This window comes from Microcoleus sp. (assembly GCF_041354475.1).
Lineage (GTDB): Bacteria > Cyanobacteriota > Cyanobacteriia > Cyanobacteriales > Microcoleaceae > Microcoleus.
Map to the genome: position 1 here is coordinate 20,903 of NZ_JBGJZU010000029.1, position 18,620 is coordinate 39,522.

At 45.4% G+C, this 18,620-nt stretch carries 20 protein-coding genes; 8 read left to right on the forward strand and 12 right to left on the reverse strand.

Going from position 1 to position 18,620, the window contains the following annotated elements; translation table 11 throughout:
* Positions 1 to 30 precede the first annotated feature (30 nt).
* Positions 31 to 657: a hypothetical protein gene (locus tag ACBR23_RS13235; RefSeq protein ID WP_341737098.1), complete on the reverse strand. Its 627-nt coding sequence runs from the start codon at positions 655 to 657 to the stop codon at positions 31 to 33.
* A 322-nt stretch (positions 658 to 979) separates the two neighbouring features.
* Here ACBR23_RS13235 and ACBR23_RS13240 point away from each other — a divergent pair, with 322 nt between their 5' ends.
* From ACBR23_RS13240 to ACBR23_RS13250, 3 genes are all read left to right on the forward strand, one after another.
* Entirely contained in the window at positions 980 to 1,231 is a 252-nt protein-coding gene (locus ACBR23_RS13240; protein ID WP_371119700.1) for a hypothetical protein, read from the forward strand.
* 17 nt (positions 1,232 to 1,248) lie between these two features.
* Positions 1,249 to 1,389 carry a hypothetical protein gene (locus ACBR23_RS13245; protein WP_371119701.1) on the forward strand — a complete coding sequence of 47 codons (141 nt, stop codon included), beginning with the start codon at positions 1,249 to 1,251 and terminating at the stop codon, positions 1,387 to 1,389.
* A 434-nt stretch (positions 1,390 to 1,823) separates the two neighbouring features.
* A complete protein-coding gene (locus ACBR23_RS13250; RefSeq protein WP_371119702.1) occupies positions 1,824 to 4,151 on the forward strand; it encodes a S8 family serine peptidase in 2,328 nt (775 codons plus the stop codon).
* 213 nt (positions 4,152 to 4,364) lie between these two features.
* On the opposite strand, the gene ACBR23_RS13255 is transcribed toward ACBR23_RS13250, so the two are convergent.
* The 5 genes from ACBR23_RS13255 to ACBR23_RS13275 all read right to left on the reverse strand — a co-directional run bounded on the left by ACBR23_RS13255 (position 4,365) and on the right by ACBR23_RS13275 (position 6,664).
* On the reverse strand, positions 4,365 to 4,643 hold the full coding sequence (locus tag ACBR23_RS13255; protein ID WP_371119703.1) for a hypothetical protein: 279 nt from the start codon (positions 4,641 to 4,643) through the stop codon (positions 4,365 to 4,367).
* Entirely contained in the window at positions 4,615 to 5,037 is a 423-nt protein-coding gene (locus ACBR23_RS13260) for a PIN domain-containing protein (RefSeq protein ID WP_371119704.1), read from the reverse strand. Before ACBR23_RS13260 ends, ACBR23_RS13255 begins: the two co-directional genes overlap by 29 nt.
* Positions 5,038 to 5,039: 2 nt before the next feature.
* Positions 5,040 to 5,513: a helix-turn-helix domain-containing protein gene (locus ACBR23_RS13265; RefSeq protein WP_340522114.1), complete on the reverse strand. Its 474-nt coding sequence runs from the start codon at positions 5,511 to 5,513 to the stop codon at positions 5,040 to 5,042.
* A 125-nt stretch (positions 5,514 to 5,638) separates the two neighbouring features.
* Positions 5,639 to 6,370 (reverse strand): WecB/TagA/CpsF family glycosyltransferase, encoded by a 732-nt coding sequence (locus tag ACBR23_RS13270; RefSeq protein WP_341737093.1) that lies wholly within the window; start codon positions 6,368 to 6,370, stop codon positions 5,639 to 5,641.
* A gap of 153 nt (positions 6,371 to 6,523) precedes the next feature.
* The gene (locus ACBR23_RS13275; protein WP_341734694.1) at positions 6,524 to 6,664 is read right to left on the reverse strand and encodes a hypothetical protein; all 141 of its coding nucleotides are present in this window, start codon (positions 6,662 to 6,664) and stop codon (positions 6,524 to 6,526) included.
* 250 nt (positions 6,665 to 6,914) lie between these two features.
* On the opposite strand from ACBR23_RS13275, the gene ACBR23_RS13280 reads away from it, so the two are divergent.
* The 4 genes from ACBR23_RS13280 (at position 6,915) to ACBR23_RS13295 (ending at position 12,542) form a co-directional block, all read left to right on the forward strand.
* Positions 6,915 to 10,124, forward strand: a complete 3,210-nt coding sequence (locus ACBR23_RS13280; RefSeq protein WP_371119705.1) for a glycoside hydrolase family 15 protein — start codon at positions 6,915 to 6,917, stop codon at positions 10,122 to 10,124.
* 398 nt (positions 10,125 to 10,522) lie between these two features.
* Positions 10,523 to 11,344 carry a D-alanyl-D-alanine carboxypeptidase family protein gene (locus ACBR23_RS13285; RefSeq protein WP_371119706.1) on the forward strand — a complete coding sequence of 274 codons (822 nt, stop codon included), beginning with the start codon at positions 10,523 to 10,525 and terminating at the stop codon, positions 11,342 to 11,344.
* A 71-nt stretch (positions 11,345 to 11,415) separates the two neighbouring features.
* Positions 11,416 to 11,994 (forward strand): pantetheine-phosphate adenylyltransferase, encoded by a 579-nt coding sequence (gene coaD / locus ACBR23_RS13290; RefSeq protein ID WP_371116235.1) that lies wholly within the window; start codon positions 11,416 to 11,418, stop codon positions 11,992 to 11,994.
* Entirely contained in the window at positions 11,877 to 12,542 is a 666-nt protein-coding gene (locus ACBR23_RS13295) for a DivIVA domain-containing protein (RefSeq protein WP_371116234.1), read from the forward strand. The genes coaD and ACBR23_RS13295 overlap by 118 nt, the downstream gene beginning before the upstream one ends.
* 82 nt (positions 12,543 to 12,624) lie before the next feature.
* On the opposite strand, the gene ACBR23_RS13300 is transcribed toward ACBR23_RS13295, so the two are convergent.
* The gene (locus ACBR23_RS13300; RefSeq protein WP_371116233.1) at positions 12,625 to 13,356 is read right to left on the reverse strand and encodes a TIGR04283 family arsenosugar biosynthesis glycosyltransferase; all 732 of its coding nucleotides are present in this window, start codon (positions 13,354 to 13,356) and stop codon (positions 12,625 to 12,627) included.
* A 154-nt stretch (positions 13,357 to 13,510) separates the two neighbouring features.
* On the opposite strand from ACBR23_RS13300, the gene ubiG reads away from it, so the two are divergent.
* Complete coding sequence (ubiG, locus tag ACBR23_RS13305; RefSeq protein ID WP_371119707.1) at positions 13,511 to 14,356, forward strand: bifunctional 2-polyprenyl-6-hydroxyphenol methylase/3-demethylubiquinol 3-O-methyltransferase UbiG; 846 nt, start codon at positions 13,511 to 13,513, stop codon at positions 14,354 to 14,356.
* Positions 14,357 to 14,656: 300 nt separating this feature from the next.
* Here ubiG and ACBR23_RS13310 read toward each other — a convergent pair whose 3' ends face one another.
* From ACBR23_RS13310 to ACBR23_RS13330, 5 genes are all read right to left on the reverse strand, one after another.
* Positions 14,657 to 14,923 (reverse strand): FeoC-like transcriptional regulator, encoded by a 267-nt coding sequence (locus tag ACBR23_RS13310; protein WP_371116231.1) that lies wholly within the window; start codon positions 14,921 to 14,923, stop codon positions 14,657 to 14,659.
* 124 nt (positions 14,924 to 15,047) lie between these two features.
* Positions 15,048 to 17,387 carry a Fe(2+) transporter permease subunit FeoB gene (feoB, locus tag ACBR23_RS13315; protein ID WP_371119708.1) on the reverse strand — a complete coding sequence of 780 codons (2,340 nt, stop codon included), beginning with the start codon at positions 17,385 to 17,387 and terminating at the stop codon, positions 15,048 to 15,050.
* Positions 17,387 to 17,629 (reverse strand): FeoA family protein, encoded by a 243-nt coding sequence (locus ACBR23_RS13320; protein ID WP_341737084.1) that lies wholly within the window; start codon positions 17,627 to 17,629, stop codon positions 17,387 to 17,389. The genes feoB and ACBR23_RS13320 overlap by 1 nt, the downstream gene beginning before the upstream one ends.
* Positions 17,630 to 17,809: 180 nt before the next feature.
* On the reverse strand, positions 17,810 to 18,184 hold the full coding sequence (locus ACBR23_RS13325) for a ferrous iron transport protein A (protein ID WP_371119709.1): 375 nt from the start codon (positions 18,182 to 18,184) through the stop codon (positions 17,810 to 17,812).
* Positions 18,185 to 18,478: 294 nt separating this feature from the next.
* Complete coding sequence (locus ACBR23_RS13330; RefSeq protein WP_371116228.1) at positions 18,479 to 18,604, reverse strand: hypothetical protein; 126 nt, start codon at positions 18,602 to 18,604, stop codon at positions 18,479 to 18,481.
* Positions 18,605 to 18,620: the final 16 nt, after the last annotated feature.

Sequence of the window (18,620 nt, forward strand, 5' to 3'; positions counted from 1 at the left end):
TAAACGGCTGCAATTTAGATTTTAGTGGAACTATTTCTTAGGCGGAGTCGGGGGAGTGCTGCTGGCTGGTCGAGGATAGGGCGTATCCACAAACCCCAACTCCACTAACTGCTGGTAAGCTTTTTTGCCCAAGTCGCGAGTTGGCTGCTGGGAACGAATAATCTGGATCAGCAGTGGAACAGCCAGTTCCGGCTTATTTTGGGCTCGGTGTACCAACGCCAGCCGATAGGTGGCTTCGTCACGCATTTGGGCTGTATCCACGGCTTTGGTGCGGTTGCTGTCAGCGATGCGGATGTCGATTCCGGCAAAACTGCTGGACAGTTGTTGGTAGAAATTGGACAATTGATTGAAAATTTGGCGGGATTCTTGAAGTTTTTGAGAAGCTACAGTGTAGTTCTGGTTGGAAATAGCGTTGCTAGCTTCTGTCATTAAACGCTGACCTCCGGGAATGCTCAAGAGGCTGTTGTTTTGGATAACGGGGCGGAGATTGTTTGGGTCCGTAGGGTCATCTACGGGTTCGACTTGCGGTTTGTTATCTAGCCCAGAAGGTTGCTGTGCTTGGGCTTGGGGCGGTTGTAATAGGAGCAAAGCTGCGATCGCCACAATGCTAATCCGGGCGGTGGAGCGAAGCCAGCAAACAGTTCCAGAGTATACCATGAAATTACTTTGCGCCCTGGGCGCTTTAAAAAAGATATTTAGCTTGAGCAGATCTTACCATTGGCGATCGCAACCGGATGAGTGTAAACCAAATTTGGGGAAATGTCAAAGGGGGGGAGCGATTTTGGATTAAATGAAGAAAATCGCGGGCGATTCGGAAATATCCCGGCGGTTGAAACCGCTGCTAAACAAACAAAGTCCGCCTGCGCGGACTGAAGAAGAAAGGAAATTCAACCGGACTGATGTTAGTTGAGTCATCCATGCTGATTACCCTGAACTTTTTGGTATAACTTTCAAATGCCGCAGTGACGGTAGTTTTTCCTTGACTCCAACCGCCGAAAAATGGATGGAGTGGGCGAATAGCACCATGAAGAACGGTCATTGCGAAGGGCTGGCAGCACTGAGTTTGTTGATGTACGAGGGTAAGATTCGTCCCCAAGATTTTGGCGCGGAACGGGCGGCGGATTTGAATCTGGAAGGGAATACGAAGCTTCAGCGCGAGATTGCTTATTGGTATGCAACTGGTTTGGTCGATCGGACACCACGGTCAAAACTTCCCCTAATGATGTTTTAGCAGCATTACGGACGAGTTTGAACACATCAGGCTCGGCGATCGGGACTTTGCGGTTCTCCAATCCTGGTGGTTCAGGAGGGCATTCCGTCGCGCCGATTGGCATCAAGGAAGAAGAATTCATGACCGAGGATGTGGGTGACAACTTACCGATAACTTGAGATTGCCTTTTTCCCTAGCCTAAAATGGCGGGGATTTTTGTTAGCTAAGGCTTGCAGTTGGGTAGCGATCGCTGCGTCTTTAACCATCGAACTTTGAATGTTTTCGGCAATCCAAAATTTTCGGAGAGGCACTCCCAAACCACAAAAATGATTGGTGGCTGCATTCTTTTGAGGGTTTCCTGCAAGTCGTTTTCTTGCTCTTTTGACAGGTAGCCGTGCTAGGAAATAATTGACAATCCCTTAACTTTTTGCGGCCAATATTCAGGTGCGTCGCCTTCTAGAATCTGCAAGTTCCACGGAATATCTCATAGCGACGTACCCTACAAAGCGTGAATTGCAAATTGCTAGGTACCTACCTCACTTCAAAAGAAACTGCTATAGTGCGGGAAAATTAAATTGTAAAATTGCATTAAAACTGAACAAAGGCATTTCTGATGACACAACCGAGCGCACTTTCTGCCACAACCTTACAAAATTATCAAGGTATAGGAGTCCCAGATGAAAGTCTGGCATTGATTTTGCAACGCGGAGGAGATGAAGTGCTACTGTCAAAAGCGACCGATCGCTTTACAGTCCGCCCCTCATCCACAGCATCAGCCTCAAACCCTTGGTTAGTCAAAGCCCAAGCCAAACTCATCCGCCGCGTCGCCAACAGCAATCTAGAAGAATATCTAGTTGTGCCCGCCCTTCTCAATACCGCCATGCAAGCGGCCAGGGCCAGCGATGCCGTTGCTTTTGCTAGCCACGTCTATTGTCCCGCCAACAATCCGGGTACATTCTTTTATTTAACCGATCGAATTACCATTCAATTTACCGAACCACTAAAAGAAGAATCGCGAAATGCGATCGCCAATGCAGCAGCATTAAAAATGGTCCGACAAGTAGAAGGAATTCCCAACACATTTATCTATGAAGTCACCAAACAAGCCACAGAAAACCCAGTCAAAATAGCCAACCGTTTGACCAGATACCCAGAAGTTCTCGTTGCAGAACCAAACATTATAGTACAAACTCAACACCACTATATCCCCCGCGATCCGCTGTATCCCCGACAGTGGTATCTCAATAACAGAAGCGGTAGCCAAATGGCAATAGGTTCTCACGTTTTTGCCGAAAAAGCCTGGGACATTACTCGCGGAATACGATCGATCGTAGTCGCGATCGCCGACGATTCCGTGGACATGACACATCCCGATTTTCAAGGCCAAGGCAAAATCGTTTTTCCCCTGGATTTAAAAGACGGCGACTTGTCCCCAATGCCAGTCCTCGACTCCGACAACCACGGCACATCCTGCGCGGGTGTCGCCGTCGCGGAAGAAAACGGCAAAGGCATTGTCGGTGTCGCCCCTGGATGCGCCCTAATGCCCATCCGTACTACAGGCTACCTGGACGATGATTCTGTTGAACAAATATTCAATTGGGCGATCGACAAAGGGGCCGCCGTCATTTCTTGCAGTTGGGGGCCATCAGCAGTTTATTTTCCGCTTTCCCTCAGACAAAGTGCCATCATCACCAAAGCAGCCACCCTAGGGCGCGGTGGCAGAGGTTGCGTCATTGTCTTCGCAGCCGGCAATGCCAACCGCCCAGTCAACGGTACGATTAACGAAAAAGGCTGGCCCGATGACATCATCAAGGGTCAAACTCGATGGCTGAGTGGATTTGCCGTTCACCCAGACGTGATTGCGGTTGCAGCTTCCACTTCCCTGAATAAAAAAGCAGCCTACAGCAATTGGGGTGGCAGCATCTCGGTTTCCGCCCCCAGCAACAACGCCCCGCCGGGAACTTGGATGCAGCAAACCGGATATATCAGCACTCCGCCGGAGGTGACGCAGGATTTGCCGGGTTTGGGAATATTTACTACCGATCGCATCGGGACTGAGGGTTACGATCCAGGGGACTATACCGACTCCTTTGGCGGTACTTCCAGCGCCACTCCTCTAGTGGCTGGGGTGGCAGCTTTGGTACTTTCGGCCAACCCCCGTTTGACGGCGCGGGAAGTGCGGGGAATTCTGGAACAAACTGCTGACAAAATTGTTGATGGCGATCCCGATCCCCAGTTGGGTACTCGCATGGGTACTTATGACACTCAAAATCAGCGTAGCGATTGGTTCGGTTACGGGAAAGTGAATGCTTTTCAAGCTGTGCAAGCGGCGGTGAGAAAGGGTGGCGGTAATCCGAATATTGGTGATTCGAGGTTTAGTGATATTTCTGGACATTGGGCCCAGAAGTTTATTGAGGCCCTGGCGGCAGCGAATATAATTAGTGGTATGCCGGATGGTTCTTTTCGACCTGATGAGAGTTTAAATCGAGCTCAATATGCTTCGTTGTTGGTGACTGCGTTTAGTCCGATTCCGAAGATGCCTGCTACGAATTTTATTGATGTTTCTGCTAGTTTTTGGGCCAGAAGTGCGATCGAACGGGCGAATCGGGCTGGCTTTTTGTCGGGGTTTCCGGGGTTGAAGTTTGGCCCGAATTTGAATTTGACTAAGACTGAGGCGATCGTGTCTTTGGTGAATGGTTTGGAACTGAAGGGCGGAAATGCTGACACTCTGAAAGTATACACCGATCGCGCTCAAATTCCTAATTTTGCTTTAAGTGCGATCGGCGCGGCAACTAGCTTGAAGATTGTGGTTAACTATCCTTCCCGCGATTGGCTTTCGCCGCAGCGGGATATTACCCGCGCTGAGATTTCGGCTTTGATTTACCAGACTTTGGTGGCAATTAAACGGGCAAAGGCGATCGATTCTCCTTATATTGTTTAACCACAATTGTTCTGCTGTAACTCAAATGAGTATCACTCGAAAAAGCGACTAGGCGATCGGCTCATATCAATTCCGGTTACACCGGAATGATGTTGACTGTTGACGGTTAATGTTTGACAGTCAACAGTCAACTCGAATTTACTATTCCGATGCTAACAGATTTGATATCAGACTTTGCTGATGTCGAATACAAACCAACAAAAACCCGTTTCTTTATTTGTAGATTTGTTGTAAACTTTTGACGGTACTTTGTAACCCTTGCTTCAGCAAAATTTCCAAGTATTCATCGAGAGATTTAGGGGGATTTTTCAAACGTTGATGACAGGTTGTTACAGCGTTAGCAACCTTTAGGTAATTCAAGTCAATTAAGTCTAAGATAAAATCATCTGGGTGTTGAGCCTCAATCTCATATTGGTCGAGAATCAACGGTGGAAAGTCCTTGAGGTTAAATGTAACGATCGCACTAGCCTCTGATATCAAATCCGGTAGCATCGGAATTATTCAGAACTCTATTCTCTCCCTCTGTGTCCTCTGTGTTCTCTGCGGTTAAATCATTCCGATGTAACCGGAAACAATATGATTTGATAGCTGCTGCTAGAATATGTCGATCGTTAGGATCTGGTAAATTAAGAGAAGGAATTATCCATTCATAACCTGTCACCAAACAGTCACGGACATAACGATTCATCAAATCTTTAGTACGAGTCAACTGCTCTATTGTCAAGTCAGGTCGATTTTTGAGAACATTGCGTATCCACTCATCATGTATTTCGTCAGTCCAACGGGCTTGAAAAAGATCGGTTAAGGCTAATTGCATCAACAAATCGCGTAATGGGGCAGAATATAATACGCACGCATCATATAAGGCGATCGGATTAGAGGCCATAATTACTCATAGCCCATGTTCAGTTCTTGTGCTTGGAATGCCAGTTCATCAAGCACTTTTAAACGTTCATTATCAATCCATTTCTTATACTTCATAACATCTTCAAAGCGGATACGTTGATGTCTTCCGACTTGATGAAAGGGAATTTCCCCTGATTTTAACAATTTCGTTAAGTAAGGACGGGATACGTTTAGCAATTGGGCCGCTTCTTGGGTGGTGAGTTCGGCATTAATAGGAATTAAGGTAATTGCTTTACCTTGGGCTATTTGTTCTAGGATCTCAAACAAAAGTTGGAAAGCGACAAAAGGAATATCAACTACTTGTTCGTTACCATTGGATTCAACAATTTTAATTTTTTGAGTTGAAGTGCGAACTGTCTGAAAATAAGCAGCCAGAATGCGACTACCTAGCTGAGACAGTTGAGTATCGGCTTCAGAGGGAATGACTGGTTCTTTACTTTGAGGAAGGGCTGTCATAATTGATTTTAAGTAGATGAGTTGTTATAGCAACCACCAAGATGATTAGGATATTTCGAGGGAGTTTATCCTGAGCGTATAGCCTTGGTGACTGCTATATTATCAGTGTAGCGCCTACAATTTATTCACCCTCGCAAATTGCCCAATGCTTTAAATGCAAACTGTGGTAAAGCCAACATCCTACGCCAGCGCCAAGGTTCTTGATAAAGTCGATACAACCATTCTAAATGATTGTCGCAAAACCAAGCCGGAGCACGAGTTTTTGTTCCCGCCCAAATGTCGAAACTGCCACCTACTCCTACCCAAATAGATTGAGGACAAAGATGTCGGTGTTTGGCAATCCAAAACTCTTGACGCGGCACTCCCAATCCGACTAAAATCATTTTGGGTTGGATTTTTTTCAGGGTTTCCAGGAATTCTGGTTCTTCTTCAGGTGAGAGATAGCCATGTTGAGATATAATAGATATTCCGTTCATCTGCTGTTGCCAAGTTTCTGCTGCTGCGATCGCCACTCCGGGCGCACCTCCAAAGAAAAATACTGATTCCCCATGCGGCAATTTGGCCGCTTGTTGCAGCAAGGACTCTGCTAATTCAATCCCCGGAAATCTGTTGACTTTTTTACCTCGCATTCTCAAGTACAGCACGACTCCGGCACCGTCTGGAATCACGAGTTCCGCAGAACTAATTATATCGGCTAAAGCCTGATTTTTCTCGGCTTGCATCGCCATTTCTGCATTCAGCGTGACGACGTGACTTCCTAATCCTTGATGCAGACGCTCTATCAGCCAACCTGCATGATCGTCTAAGATGTGAACTGGTAGTCCCAGCACAGAAAATTGTGAGCGCGATCGATCCATATTTTTTGATGGGAGATTCCTACACAGGTAGTTATACCAGAAGGGAGAGGGAAGAGGGAAGAGGGAAGAAGGAAGAGGGAAGAGGGAAGAGACAAGAGTGAGAATGCTCACATCCAAAATCCCAAATCTAAAATCTACAATCGATCGACCTAATTAGCGATCGCTCTTTTTAACAGAGCCATCTGCGTACCATTCCATCGGGACTAACTCTATTTTGCCATTGACTTTAATTGTAGAATAGACAATTTTTACAAAAGGAGCATTATTGTTGTTATGGTGATGGCGGTGAGACATGGTAATTACCTCCAGATTATTTACAAAGTAGAAATTTTTAACAAAATGTTAATTTCGATTCAAAATATATTTCCTCGACTAAGATAGACTTAAAATTACAGTCAAATCCTAGACGAAGCAGAAACTATGACAACTCGACGCTCAGAAAAATAAAAGTTGAGAGACACAGAGCAATCTAATTTCTGATATATTTAAAAGTCTATTCAGAGCAACTCAGCTAGCTTCAGGAAAAAAGTACCAGGAAAACGAAATGGCGATCGCAACAGCTCAGCGGCAAAGCAGGTTAGATTATTACTACCAACAAATCAAAACTGTCATACTCAAGCGGCAGAACCCAATTACCGGCTTACTCCCAGCGAGTACCGCCGTTAACGCCCACGGCGACTACACCGATGCTTGGGTACGCGACAACGTTTACAGCATCCTCGCAGTTTGGGGCTTGGGCTTAGCTTACCGTAAAATTGATAGCGATGGGGCTAAAACATTTGAACTCGAACACAGTACAGTAAAACTGATGCGAGGCTTGATGTTTGCGATGATGCAACAAGCCAATAAAGTAGAAAAATTTAAAAATACCCAGTTACCCCTAGATGCCTTACACGCCAAATACAATACCCAGACGGGCAATATTGTTGTCGGCGATGATGAGTGGGGACACTTGCAGTTAGATGCAACATCTATATTCTTGCTAATGCTTGCTCAAATGACAGCTTCAGGATTGCACATTATTTTCACAATCGATGAAGTCAATTTCGTGCAGAATTTAGTGTACTATATTGGTAGATCCTACCGCACACCCGATTATGGAATTTGGGAAAGAGGCAATAAAATTAATCGGGGCAATGCCGAATTAAATGCCAGTTCCGTAGGAATGGCAAAAGCAGCACTTGAAGCGATAAATGGATTAGATTTATTTGGCTTAAACGGCTCTCAAGCCTCTGTAATTCACGTTTTGCCAGACGAAATTGCCAGAACTCGGATGACATTAGAATCGCTTTTGCCTCGCGAATCGAGTTCCAAGGAAGTAGATGCGGCTTTGTTGAGCATCATTAGTTTTCCCGCTTTTGCAGTAGAAGACAAACAATTAGTTGAACGAACCCGAAATAAAATTATCGATAAATTGCAGGGAAATTACGGCTGCAAAAGGTTTCTACGGGATGGACACCAAACAGTATTGGAAGATGGCGATCGCCTCCACTACGAACCCACAGAATTAAAGCAGTTCGAGCACATTGAATGCGAGTGGCCACTGTTTTTCACTTACCTATTATTAGACGGAATATTTGAGGGAAATCCAGCCCAGGTTGCCGAGTACGAACAGCGTTTGGCATCCCTCACCGTAGAGCGTTCCGGTTTATCTCTGCTACCAGAATTGTATTACATCCCAGCAGACAATATCAATGCAGAAAAAATCAATCCCCGCAGCCAGCAGCGCTTACCCAATGAAAACATCCCCCTAGTTTGGGCGCAAAGTTTGTATTTTCTCGGTCAATTATTAAACGATGGATTAATTGCGATCGGTGATATCGACCCCCTGGGAAGACACCTCTCAGTGGGGCGGCACAGAGAACCCCTAGTCCAAATTGCACTGTTAGCTGAAGACGAAGATTTGCAAGCAGAATTAGCAGCCAATGGAATTGCAGCCCAAACTCCCAAACAGGTAGAACCAATTCAAGTCCGTCAAACAAAAGAATTATCAGCGATTTACACCCAGATAGGACGCAATGACCAATTAGGCTTGACAGGTCGTCCCGTTCGCAGGCTGCGGAGTTTGACCACTTCAAGGGTGTTCCAAATTCGCGGAGAGGCGATCGTCTTTCTGCCCTCTTTTCTAGACAGACAAGAGTTTTATTTAACCCTAGATTACCATTTTTTAGTATCTCAAATCAATAGTGAATTAGCTTACATTCACCGTCATTGGTCTCAGTTGGGACGACCTACCGTAACCCTGATGCTGACTCACAGAATGCTGGAAACGGGTCGGGAAGCTTTGTTAAACTTGATGAAAGAACTCCGGGATGGACACTGCAAAAATACGCCTGTTAAGTTGGGGAATCTCAATCAATTAATCCTGACTGCTGGCACCGAAAAAATTGACTTTCTTCACGATTTTGATTTTACGGAATCTCCAGTTACAGGTGCTGTAGAATTGCCGAGCTATCTCCGTTACAATCCTGAAATAACAGGGCCTTTGGGTCACACTCAAGAATTTAAATTAGAGTGCGAAACTAATACTAGCTTCTTGCTAAAAAGCCTGCGGGAATCAGAAAATTTGTACGAACAAATAGAGTTACTCCACACCCTAGTACGTCTCAAAGGGATGGACTTTGATACTGGATTTGGAACCCAGGGAGAAAGTGTTAAAGTTGTAGATTTGCTCAAGGAAGTTTATACTAAAGCCGGAGACAGTTCCCAATCTAAAATAGAATGGGCAGTCATCCGTTATGCTGCTGGTTTGCTGGATAAGATTGATATCAGCTTGTCCGATGCCGTGACGGATATTTTGGTTCGACAAAAACAGATTTCTGTGGGGAAAGCTTACAGCGAAGCTTCCCTGATTTCTCGACCTGGTTCTTACATGGAAGTGATGGACAAAATTCGCCAATTCTGCGGCGAAGACGTTCGCGATCGAGTTCTCACCCAAGAAGTTTTGATCTACCTTGGTTTGCTGATTAAAGCAGAACCTCAGTTATTTAAAGGACTTTTGACCCTGAGAGTTAGCTATTTTATTCTGTTGCTAACTAGCGAATTGGCCCGCGAATTGGGAATCACGCAAAATGAAGCTTACGAAGATTTAATGCAGTTAAGTCCCTTTGAAATTAAAAACCGCCTGCGCCAAGTTTTGTCAGAGTATGAGGAAATGAATCAAGTCCTGAAACAGCAAGAATCTCTGCGGGTAAAACAATCGGAAAAAGAGATTGAATGGGTGGTCGCGCCTGTTTCGTCCGAGTCCCAAATGCCGGCGGGTGGATGGCGCAGGAAGCGACAAATGGAAGGTGCTGTCAATCGGGTTCCGCAGGATTTTTATCCGAATGTTTGGGGAATGCTGCGTCACTGCAAGGGCTTGATTATTGGGGATAAGTTGGAACGCCGAAATCGGTTGGACAGTGAGGTGATTTTATCGGAAATGACTCCTGGTGAAAAGAATTTTGCCCTCCAAGTGGAGCATTTGCTGAATAAAATTGTTGCGCCTGAGTACAGACAAGTTAATATTGAGGCATTGATGGAGTTGGCTGCGATCGCCCAACGCAACCCAGAGCTACAAATAGAAGAGTACATCGTCTTAGATGTATTGATCGGTCACGCTGTCAGGCTCAATTGGCTGGAAAAACACTTGGAAAGAGCAGATAGATACGACGAAGATAAGGCAGCGGCTTGGCAAGCTTTTTATAATACTTCGCCTTATGTCTGCGCTACTCATGTTCTGAATGCTTTCCGATTCTTAACGCAGTTTGGGTAAATCTTATACGGGCATGGGCATGGGCATTAGTGTCAACTTAACGTCAAACCCTGTCACAGACTGCTGTTTGACTATTAAGGCCAGATCCCCCCTAGCCCCCCTTAAGAAGGGGGGGACAGGAGTCTTCTCTTTCGTCCCCCTTCCCCCATCCCCCCTTGGGGGGGGCTGGGGGGGTGGGGATGCGAGGGGGATCTAGACTTGGCTATGAACGAGAGATACCAAGGGTTTCAGGCGATTGTTGACACCAATGGGGCATGGAGCATTGCTTCCCAATTCCCAATTCCCAATTCCCAATTCCCAATTCCCAATTCCCAATTCCCAATTCCCAATGACTTTGGGCAATATCAGTCTACAATTTGTAACGTTGAGCCTTATTGAAGTGCAGGAGCGAAGCTGGCTTGGATAACGCGAGTCTATCAAGAAAACCCCCGCAAGCATCAGAGCTTGGGATTGACGAAATTCCAGAAGCAGTACGAGACCATCCATATATTGAAGTCAAGCCTAGTCAGTCCAGAAAAAAAGGGCTGATTTGGAAACTCCTAGCGTTGGGCGTAGTCGCCTTTGGGGTCAGCATTTGGCTGCACCTCAACTTTAAATTTTTCCCAGACACCAGTAGGGCAGAACAAAGTCAACCAAACCCAGTATCGGCAAGTTCCCCCTCACCCACAAGTCCCGTTGCTAACTCAAAAAGCAGTACGGCAACACCGGACAAACTACTGGGACATTTACCTTATCAAGAAGCACCAGCCTCTGACTTGGTAGCCGTCACCGGAGACGGCGGGATCAAACTCCGCAAAGCCGCAGCCGCCAAATATCAAGAAATGGCAAACGCGGCTGCCGCCCAAGGCATATATTTTGCTCCCATATCCGGCTTTCGTTCCCTGGAAGACCAACAACACGTATTTTTTGACGTGAAAGCCGAACGCAAGCAAGATGTTAGCAAGCGGGCGGAAGTTAGCGCTCCTCCAGGATATAGCGAACATCATACCGGGTACGCGATCGACCTAGGAGACGGCAGTGTCCCATCAGCAAACCTCAGTACCAGCTTTGAAGATACCCCAGCATTCAAGTGGCTAGAAGCTAACGCCACTTCCTTCAGCTTTGAAATGTCCTTCCCCAAAAACAATCGCCAAAAAGTCAGTTACGAACCTTGGCACTGGCGCTTTGTGGGCGATAAGCAAAGCCTCGAAACTTTCTACAAGGCTCATTCGCTTCCTTGACAAGTCCAGAGTTTTCCGAGAAACTGGTATTTTTCCTTTAGTCATGTTAATTACCGCATCGGGCCGAATTTGTGATTGCAATTTATCCAGGCAGCTTTGACCCGATTACTTTGGGTCACGTAGATATCATCGAGCGAGGCTGTAAACTGTTCGATCGAGTAATCGTGACCATAGTCCGAAATCCCAGCAAAGTCCCTCTATTCACCGTAGAAGAACGGATAGAACAGATTCGGCGCTCTACCCAACACTTGCCAAACGTAGAAGTAGATAGTTTTGAGGGTTTGACAGTAAACTATGCTAAAATCCGACAAGCCAAAGTGCTGCTACGGGGGCTGCGAGTATTAACAGACTTTGAAATGGAACTCCAGATGGCCCACACCAATAAAACCCTGTTGGGTGAAATTGAAACAGTCTTTTTGGCGACTTCTAATGCCTACAGCTTTTTAAGTAGTAGTGTAGTGAAAGAAATAGCCAAGTTTGGTGGCTCCGTAGATCATCTTGTTCCGAAACACGTCGCCCTAGATATTTACCAATGTTACGCCAGCAGGAACCAACTCGTATCGAACCCAACAGCACCGGACGCACCACTGAGAACGAACTACCTCAGCACCCAGCCGCCTTCGGAGACGACAGCAGAACCGCAGGAGTAGACATCCAGCGGGAATTGAATCGGCTTGAGGAAATTGTTCTCGACAGTCCGCGTATCCCCATGACCAGACGTACTCTGGTAGATGAAGAACAGTTACTTGACCAGCTAGATTTGGTGAGGCTAAATTTGCCCATCGCCTTTCAGGAAGCCGAGTTGATTATCCGCCACAAGGATGACTTGCTGCAAGAGGCTGAACTCTATGCTCAAGAAGTCATAGAAGCGGCAGAACAGCGAGCGGCAGAGCTTTTAAACGATATGGGCCTGATCCAGCAGGCGAAGGTGGAAGCGGATCAGTTGCGACAACAGGTATTGCTTGACTGTGAAGCAATTCAGCAAGCAACGCTGGCGGAAGTTGAACAAATTCGCTATCAAGCTCAAGAAGAATTGGCAGAAATGAGAGCGAGGGTGATGGCTGAATGCGAGGAAATTCAAAACGGGGCAGACGACTACGCGGATCAAGTTCTCGATGATATTGAGCGTAAGCTCAGCGATGCGCTGCGTGTGGTTCGCAACGGCCGCCAGCAGTTGGATAATGTTTCTGGCTCTTGAATTTATAGTCCCAAGGAAGGTAACTCTTTGTGGAACAGGCTTTCCTGCCTGTTCTTAATGATAAGTAATGGCAGTTTGTTGGTTAGCGAACCTCTTCATAAAATTGTTTTAGATACCTCCCAGAAACTCCAAAACCCCACAAAAAACCAATCGCAAGATAGATAAAAATTGCTTTAAATTCCCCCCAAGAGGCAACTCGGCGATCGCTACTTTCGACTATCCTATTTACTAACTTAATTTTACCTAGTCTGACTAATTTTAAACACAAATCTGCTTCCTCCATAATTGGTAGTTCTGCATCAAAACCATCGCATTCTAAAAAATCTGTACGACGGCAAAAAATAACTTGATCCCCAAAGATTAACCGCAATCCTTTGATAAATAAATGAGGGCGAAATAATAACGGGGCATAGTAAGTTTTCAGGTAATTATGTAGCGAAAAACCCCATCTTGTTTGTTGGGAACCCGACATCAGAGAGATAAATCCGCCAGCGACTATTTGACTGTCAAACAGGGTTTTCTGGATGACGGCTACGAAGTCATCTGGTACTAAAGTATCAGCGTGAAGAAAGCACAGAATGTCACCAGTGGCGGTTTGTGCACCTAGGTTCATTTGTACGGAACGTCCGGGTATAGTGCTATAAATAACCTGGGTTTGGCAGGAAAGGGCGATCGCAACTGTTTCATCTTGACTACCACCATCTACCACCAACACCTCCCAAGCAGCAGGATTGAGAATGCTGAGTTGACTCAGGGTACGTTCCAGACAAGTCGCTTCATTCAAAGTCGGAATAATAATAGAAACGCGATTCATCGGGTTGAAAATCATGGCAAAAGTATTATATAGCAACCGCTAACATGGTTAGGATACCTCTGGTCACTGAGCGTAGTCGAAGTGTCCATATAGTCTTGGCGACTGCTATAATGATAAACTGTGGCAATGTAAATCATTATAGGTAGGGAAAATCATGGTAAAAACTGAAGTCAAAAATGATTTAGAATTTTATGATGAAAACGCCGATAATTGGTGGGACGAAAAATCTAAAATCTACGCTCTTTACCATCTCAACAAACCCAGATTTGAGTTTTTCGATAGACACGCGACAAATTGGCAGGGACTGAAAACCTTAGATGTCGGTTGCGGCGGTGGTTTTTCTTGCGAGTTCATGGCCGAGAGAGGCGCAATTGTTTCGGGAATAGACCAATCTGAAAAATGCGTTCAAGCAGCTAAAAATCATGCAGTGATTAGCGGTTTTGAAATTGATTATCGGCAAGGTTTGGCAGAAAATATGCCCTATGATGACAATACCTTTGATGTGGTAATTTGTGTTGATGTTCTAGAACACGTTGCCCATTACAAACAAGTTGTGTCTGAGGTTCACCGAATTCTGAAACCGGGAGGATTGTTCTTTTTTGATACAATTAATCGAACATTTTCCTCGCAAGTTGTGATGATTGGGCTGATGGAAAATATATTGCAAGAAATTAGGAAGGGCGTTCACGATTGGGACAAGTTTATTACGCCGGAAGAACTGTCTGTGGTGATGGGTAATACTGGTTTTGGCAAAATCGAAATTAAAGGTTTTGATATGTTTGGCGAAATCGGCGCTCTTTTAGCTCAGATGAATGGTTTTTGGGGAAATTTGATGAGCGGAAAGCAGCTATTTCCAGATTCGGGTGTGATGAAACAAGCATCTCAAACATTAATGTCTAATTTCGGTAATTATGTTGATTACAAAAAGTCTGGGTTGTTTAAAATCCAAATTAATGAGGATACTTCGATTATGTATGTTGGGGTAGGGATGAAGAATTAGTTAGTCATTAGTGGTTAGTTATTAGTTAACCGTGATTAATTGTAGGGACAAAGGCCAAGCCCATTGGTGTCAACCTAGGCCTGAAAGCCTGCCAATCCTCTTGCTCGCCCGCCAGTCCGCCAGGGAATGAATTCCCTGTCTAATAGCTAAAGTCCTCTTAAGAGGACTAATGAGTTGAAAATTCTCCTCTTCAGTCCTCTTTAGAGGACTTTAGCTTTGAGGCAGGGGTTTTAACCCTTGTCGGACTATGGGTTCTACGTTAAGTTGACACTTATGGGCACCGTGCATTCTCCTAATTTCTTAATGGCAAGTTGCAGAAACTGGCTCTTTTTCTGAAACCAATTCACCTGGATTTACCCATACATAAATCTCGGTGGCATCGTCGGCACAACTGCCGCATCCGCCACACTTTTTGGCTTCTGCCATTTTGCTAATTCGGCCTTTACGAATTAGGCGATTTAGCATTCCGCGCAAAGCATCACCATCCATGCGGAAGTGGATTTTGAGATCCGCGATGGAGGCTCTTTTGTTGTCAGCAATAAATCTTTGGATGTCGCTTAAAATCATGGCTTTTCTCCTTTGTTTGATTCTTAAACGCAGTTAACAGTCAACAGTTATAGCAGTCGCCACTTCGACTACGCTCAGTGACCGGAAGTATCCTAACCACCTTGGCGGTTGCTATAACTGTTAACTAACTACTAATTACTTCGCGTCGCTTTGGTAGCTTTTCTCCAGCCATTTTTAATGCCGCAAGAGTCACACCCATAGCTATTGTTAGTCCGACAATCCAAGCAAGAGACGATTGTGGATGCTGTGAAAATGTGGCGAGTTGATAGTAGCCAACTGCTGTGAAATAGGCGATGCCAGTAGTCCAAGAACCTGCGAATATTGTCCAACCTAAATTTGTTTCCCGGTAAAGTGCAGCGGTGGCGGAGACGCAGGGAAAGTATAGCAAGACAAATAGCAAATAGGCAAAAGCGGCGGCATTGGAACCGAAGCGCTGGGACATTTGCCCGTAGGTGCTACCAGAGATACCTTGGGCTTCTTCTGCTTGTTTTTGGTCGGTAATATTGGCTGAACTTAAGCCTAGGGGATCGAAAAGTTGACCGGGGAGTTTTGCGAAATTATCTGGAATACTGACAAATGCTTTACCGATGTTTCCCCAGAAGCTAAATTCTGCTGCTTTCTGCGGTGATCCGCTTGCTGATTTTTGTTCGTCTGCTAGTTGGGTGTAGAGGGAATCTAAGGTTCCAACCATTACTTCTTTGGCAAATACTCCTGTTAGTAAACCGACGGTGGCTGGCCAGTTTTCTTGGCTTATTCCCATGGGTGTAAATACAGGTGTAACTGTGCGGCCGACGGCGCTCAAAATTGAGTCTTTGCTGTTTTCTTTGCCGAAGGAACCATCGGTGCCTACGGAGTTCATGAATCCTAGTATAATCACCATGATCACGATCGCAATTCCGGCTTTTCTGATAAACGCTTTGAGTCTATCCCAAGTACGCAGTAGCACTCCTTTGAGTTTGGGAATGTGATAGGGCGGCAGTTCCATCACAAAGGGCGCTGCTTCTCCTTGCAAAAGGGTATTTTTTAAAATGAGTCCGGTGAAAACTGCTGCTAAAATTCCGATTAGGTAAAGTCCCAATACCATATTTTGACCGCCGACTTGGAAGAATGCGCCACAAAATAGGGCGTAAACTGCTAATCGGGCGCTACAAGACATGAATGGATTCATCATAATCGTCATGGTGCGATCGCGCTTATTTTCCAAAGTCCGCGTCGCCATAATTCCAGGGATGTTACAGCCAAAACCTACCATCATCGGTACAAAGGATTTACCGGGAAGTCCCACAAATCGCATTAATCTGTCCATCACAAAAGCCGCCCGCGCCATGTAGCCGGAGTCTTCTAAAACTGACAAACACAAAAACATCATCCCAATTTGAGGGATAAATGTAGATGTGGTTTGAACGCCACCGCCCGCACCTTTTGCTAGGAGCCCAATTAACCATCCGGGCGTACTAATGCTGGCTAATAATTCACCGAAACCATCGACAAAAATTGTGCCAAAAAAGATATCAAAAAAATCGATAAACACGCCACCGACATTAATAGAAATCGTAAACATCAGGTACATTACCGCTAAGAATACGGGAATTCCTAGGAAACGGTTGAGAACAATTTGGTCTATTTGGTCGGAAACGCTGGTTTTGACTTCCCTAGAACATTCAGCGACACCTTGGGTTAAGTTGCGGATGAAGGTGTAGCGACTGTCGGCGATGATAATATCGAGGTCGTCATCTAGGGTTTCATGGACTCGGCGACGGTGGGGAACTACGATTTTTTCTAGTTCTGTATGGGCGAGTTCCGGGGCGACTTCATCCACGTATTCTAACAGTTTCAGGGCTGTCCAGCGGGCATCTACGGTGCGATTGGGACTGTATTTTTCGATGTGTGGTATGAGTTGGGCGATCGCATCTTCGATCGCAGCCGGATAAGCGACATAGGCAGATGGTACGATCGGCTTAGCCAGGGCCCGATTAATCGCATCCCGCAATAAAGGAACGCCCTGATTGGAAGAAGCACTCATGGGCACAACCGTACAGCCCAGACGTTCTGCAAGTTTGCTAACATTAATTCTGACATCCCGTTCCTTGGCAACATCCATCATATTCAGCGCCAAAATTGTCGGTACGCGCATCTCCAAGATTTGGGTAGTCAGATACAAATTGCGCTCTAAGTTAGAAGCATCAACAATATTAATAATGACATCGGCTTCACCAGATAACAAATAATCTCGCGCCACCAATTCATCGAGTCCGGTATCTCCATCTTCGGCATCCAGAGAATAAACTCCCGGCAAATCAACAATAGTAATAGCCAAACCATCATGAGTGTATTTTCCCTCTTTCCGTTCCACCGTTACTCCAGGCCAATTACCTACTCGCTGGTTAGCACCTGTCAAGGCATTAAATAAAGTAGTTTTACCACAGTTAGGATTGCCTACCAATCCAATAATTTGCTTACTCATTATTTCACTTCTTCTACAAATAGACTTTTAGCTTCATCTTTGCGTAAACTGAGTTTAAAACCCCGCACCAGAATTTCTACAGGGTCTCCTAAAGGTGCGTGCCTAGTGATAGTAAATTCAGTTCCCGGTGTCAGCCCCATTGCCAACAATTTGCCCTTATAACCGCGGGCTGTTTTCTCATAACCAACGACGCGACCGATAGCGCCTACAGCCAAATCCCCTAATTGTTTTCTCTCGTTCATCAGTTGTTGTAATAAAGTCTAAATTTGAACAAATTAAACTCCTGAATCTAGCAACCCTTTCAAAATGTGCGAACATCTCTCTTTACTCTTCCTCTGCGCCCTCTGCGCCCTCTGCGGTTAATAAAAAAAAATCTTGGTCACAAATCAAATAGGATTGCTGTAGATACAAATTTTTTAGATCTATGCAGAATTCCTACACATAATTTTCTGTGCCATACCAGCCCCCAAACCGATGCGGTTGTCACCAATTGCCACAATGACAGAACCGCCCGAATTGCTGATGATTTGAACTTCGATAGCGGGGACCAATCCCATGCCAATCAGGCGGCGCACCGTGCCTTCTGAACCCTTAAGTTTGACAATCCGCAGTTTCTCGCCGACGCTAGCCATTGCTAGGGGGAATGATTTACCTTCGGGTACCCCAGGCTGAGTTTCTTGGCGGCTGTCTTCGCTTCCAGAGACTTCTGGTGTCTCGCCGTAAAAGGTGAAACCCTCGAAATGTCTGGGGTTTGACTCTTGGTATTGTTGGCTGTAGTCTTCTGTGTTTTGTTTCATGGCCTTGGTGATATCGGTTTTAGCAGCAAGTTGTTGGGCTTCATGGCACTAAGAACTTGACATATATTCTCAATATACTTGAAGCATCGCAATTTTACGCATTTTGAGATTTCCCTTGCAGTTAGAGATTTCGGACACTGGGATCGCCCAGAGACGGAAATTAGGCTGATTTTTGGGGCTTTGAGAGCTTATATCTGTCTTGGGTTAGATGCTGCTCTGCGGTAAAATCCTGTGTATGCGACAAGTCCTGCTGTTTATCATGTTATATGAAAAATAGTTTATTAGCAATTGTTCTCAAATAAATTCACTAAAAAAACCATCCTCAGCCGCTATTTTTAGTATGCTGGGAAAAATAATTCTCCATGGCGATCGAATTTTCATGGCCCGATCGCCGATCGCCCTACAATAGCGATCGAGCATATATACTTAACCCGCT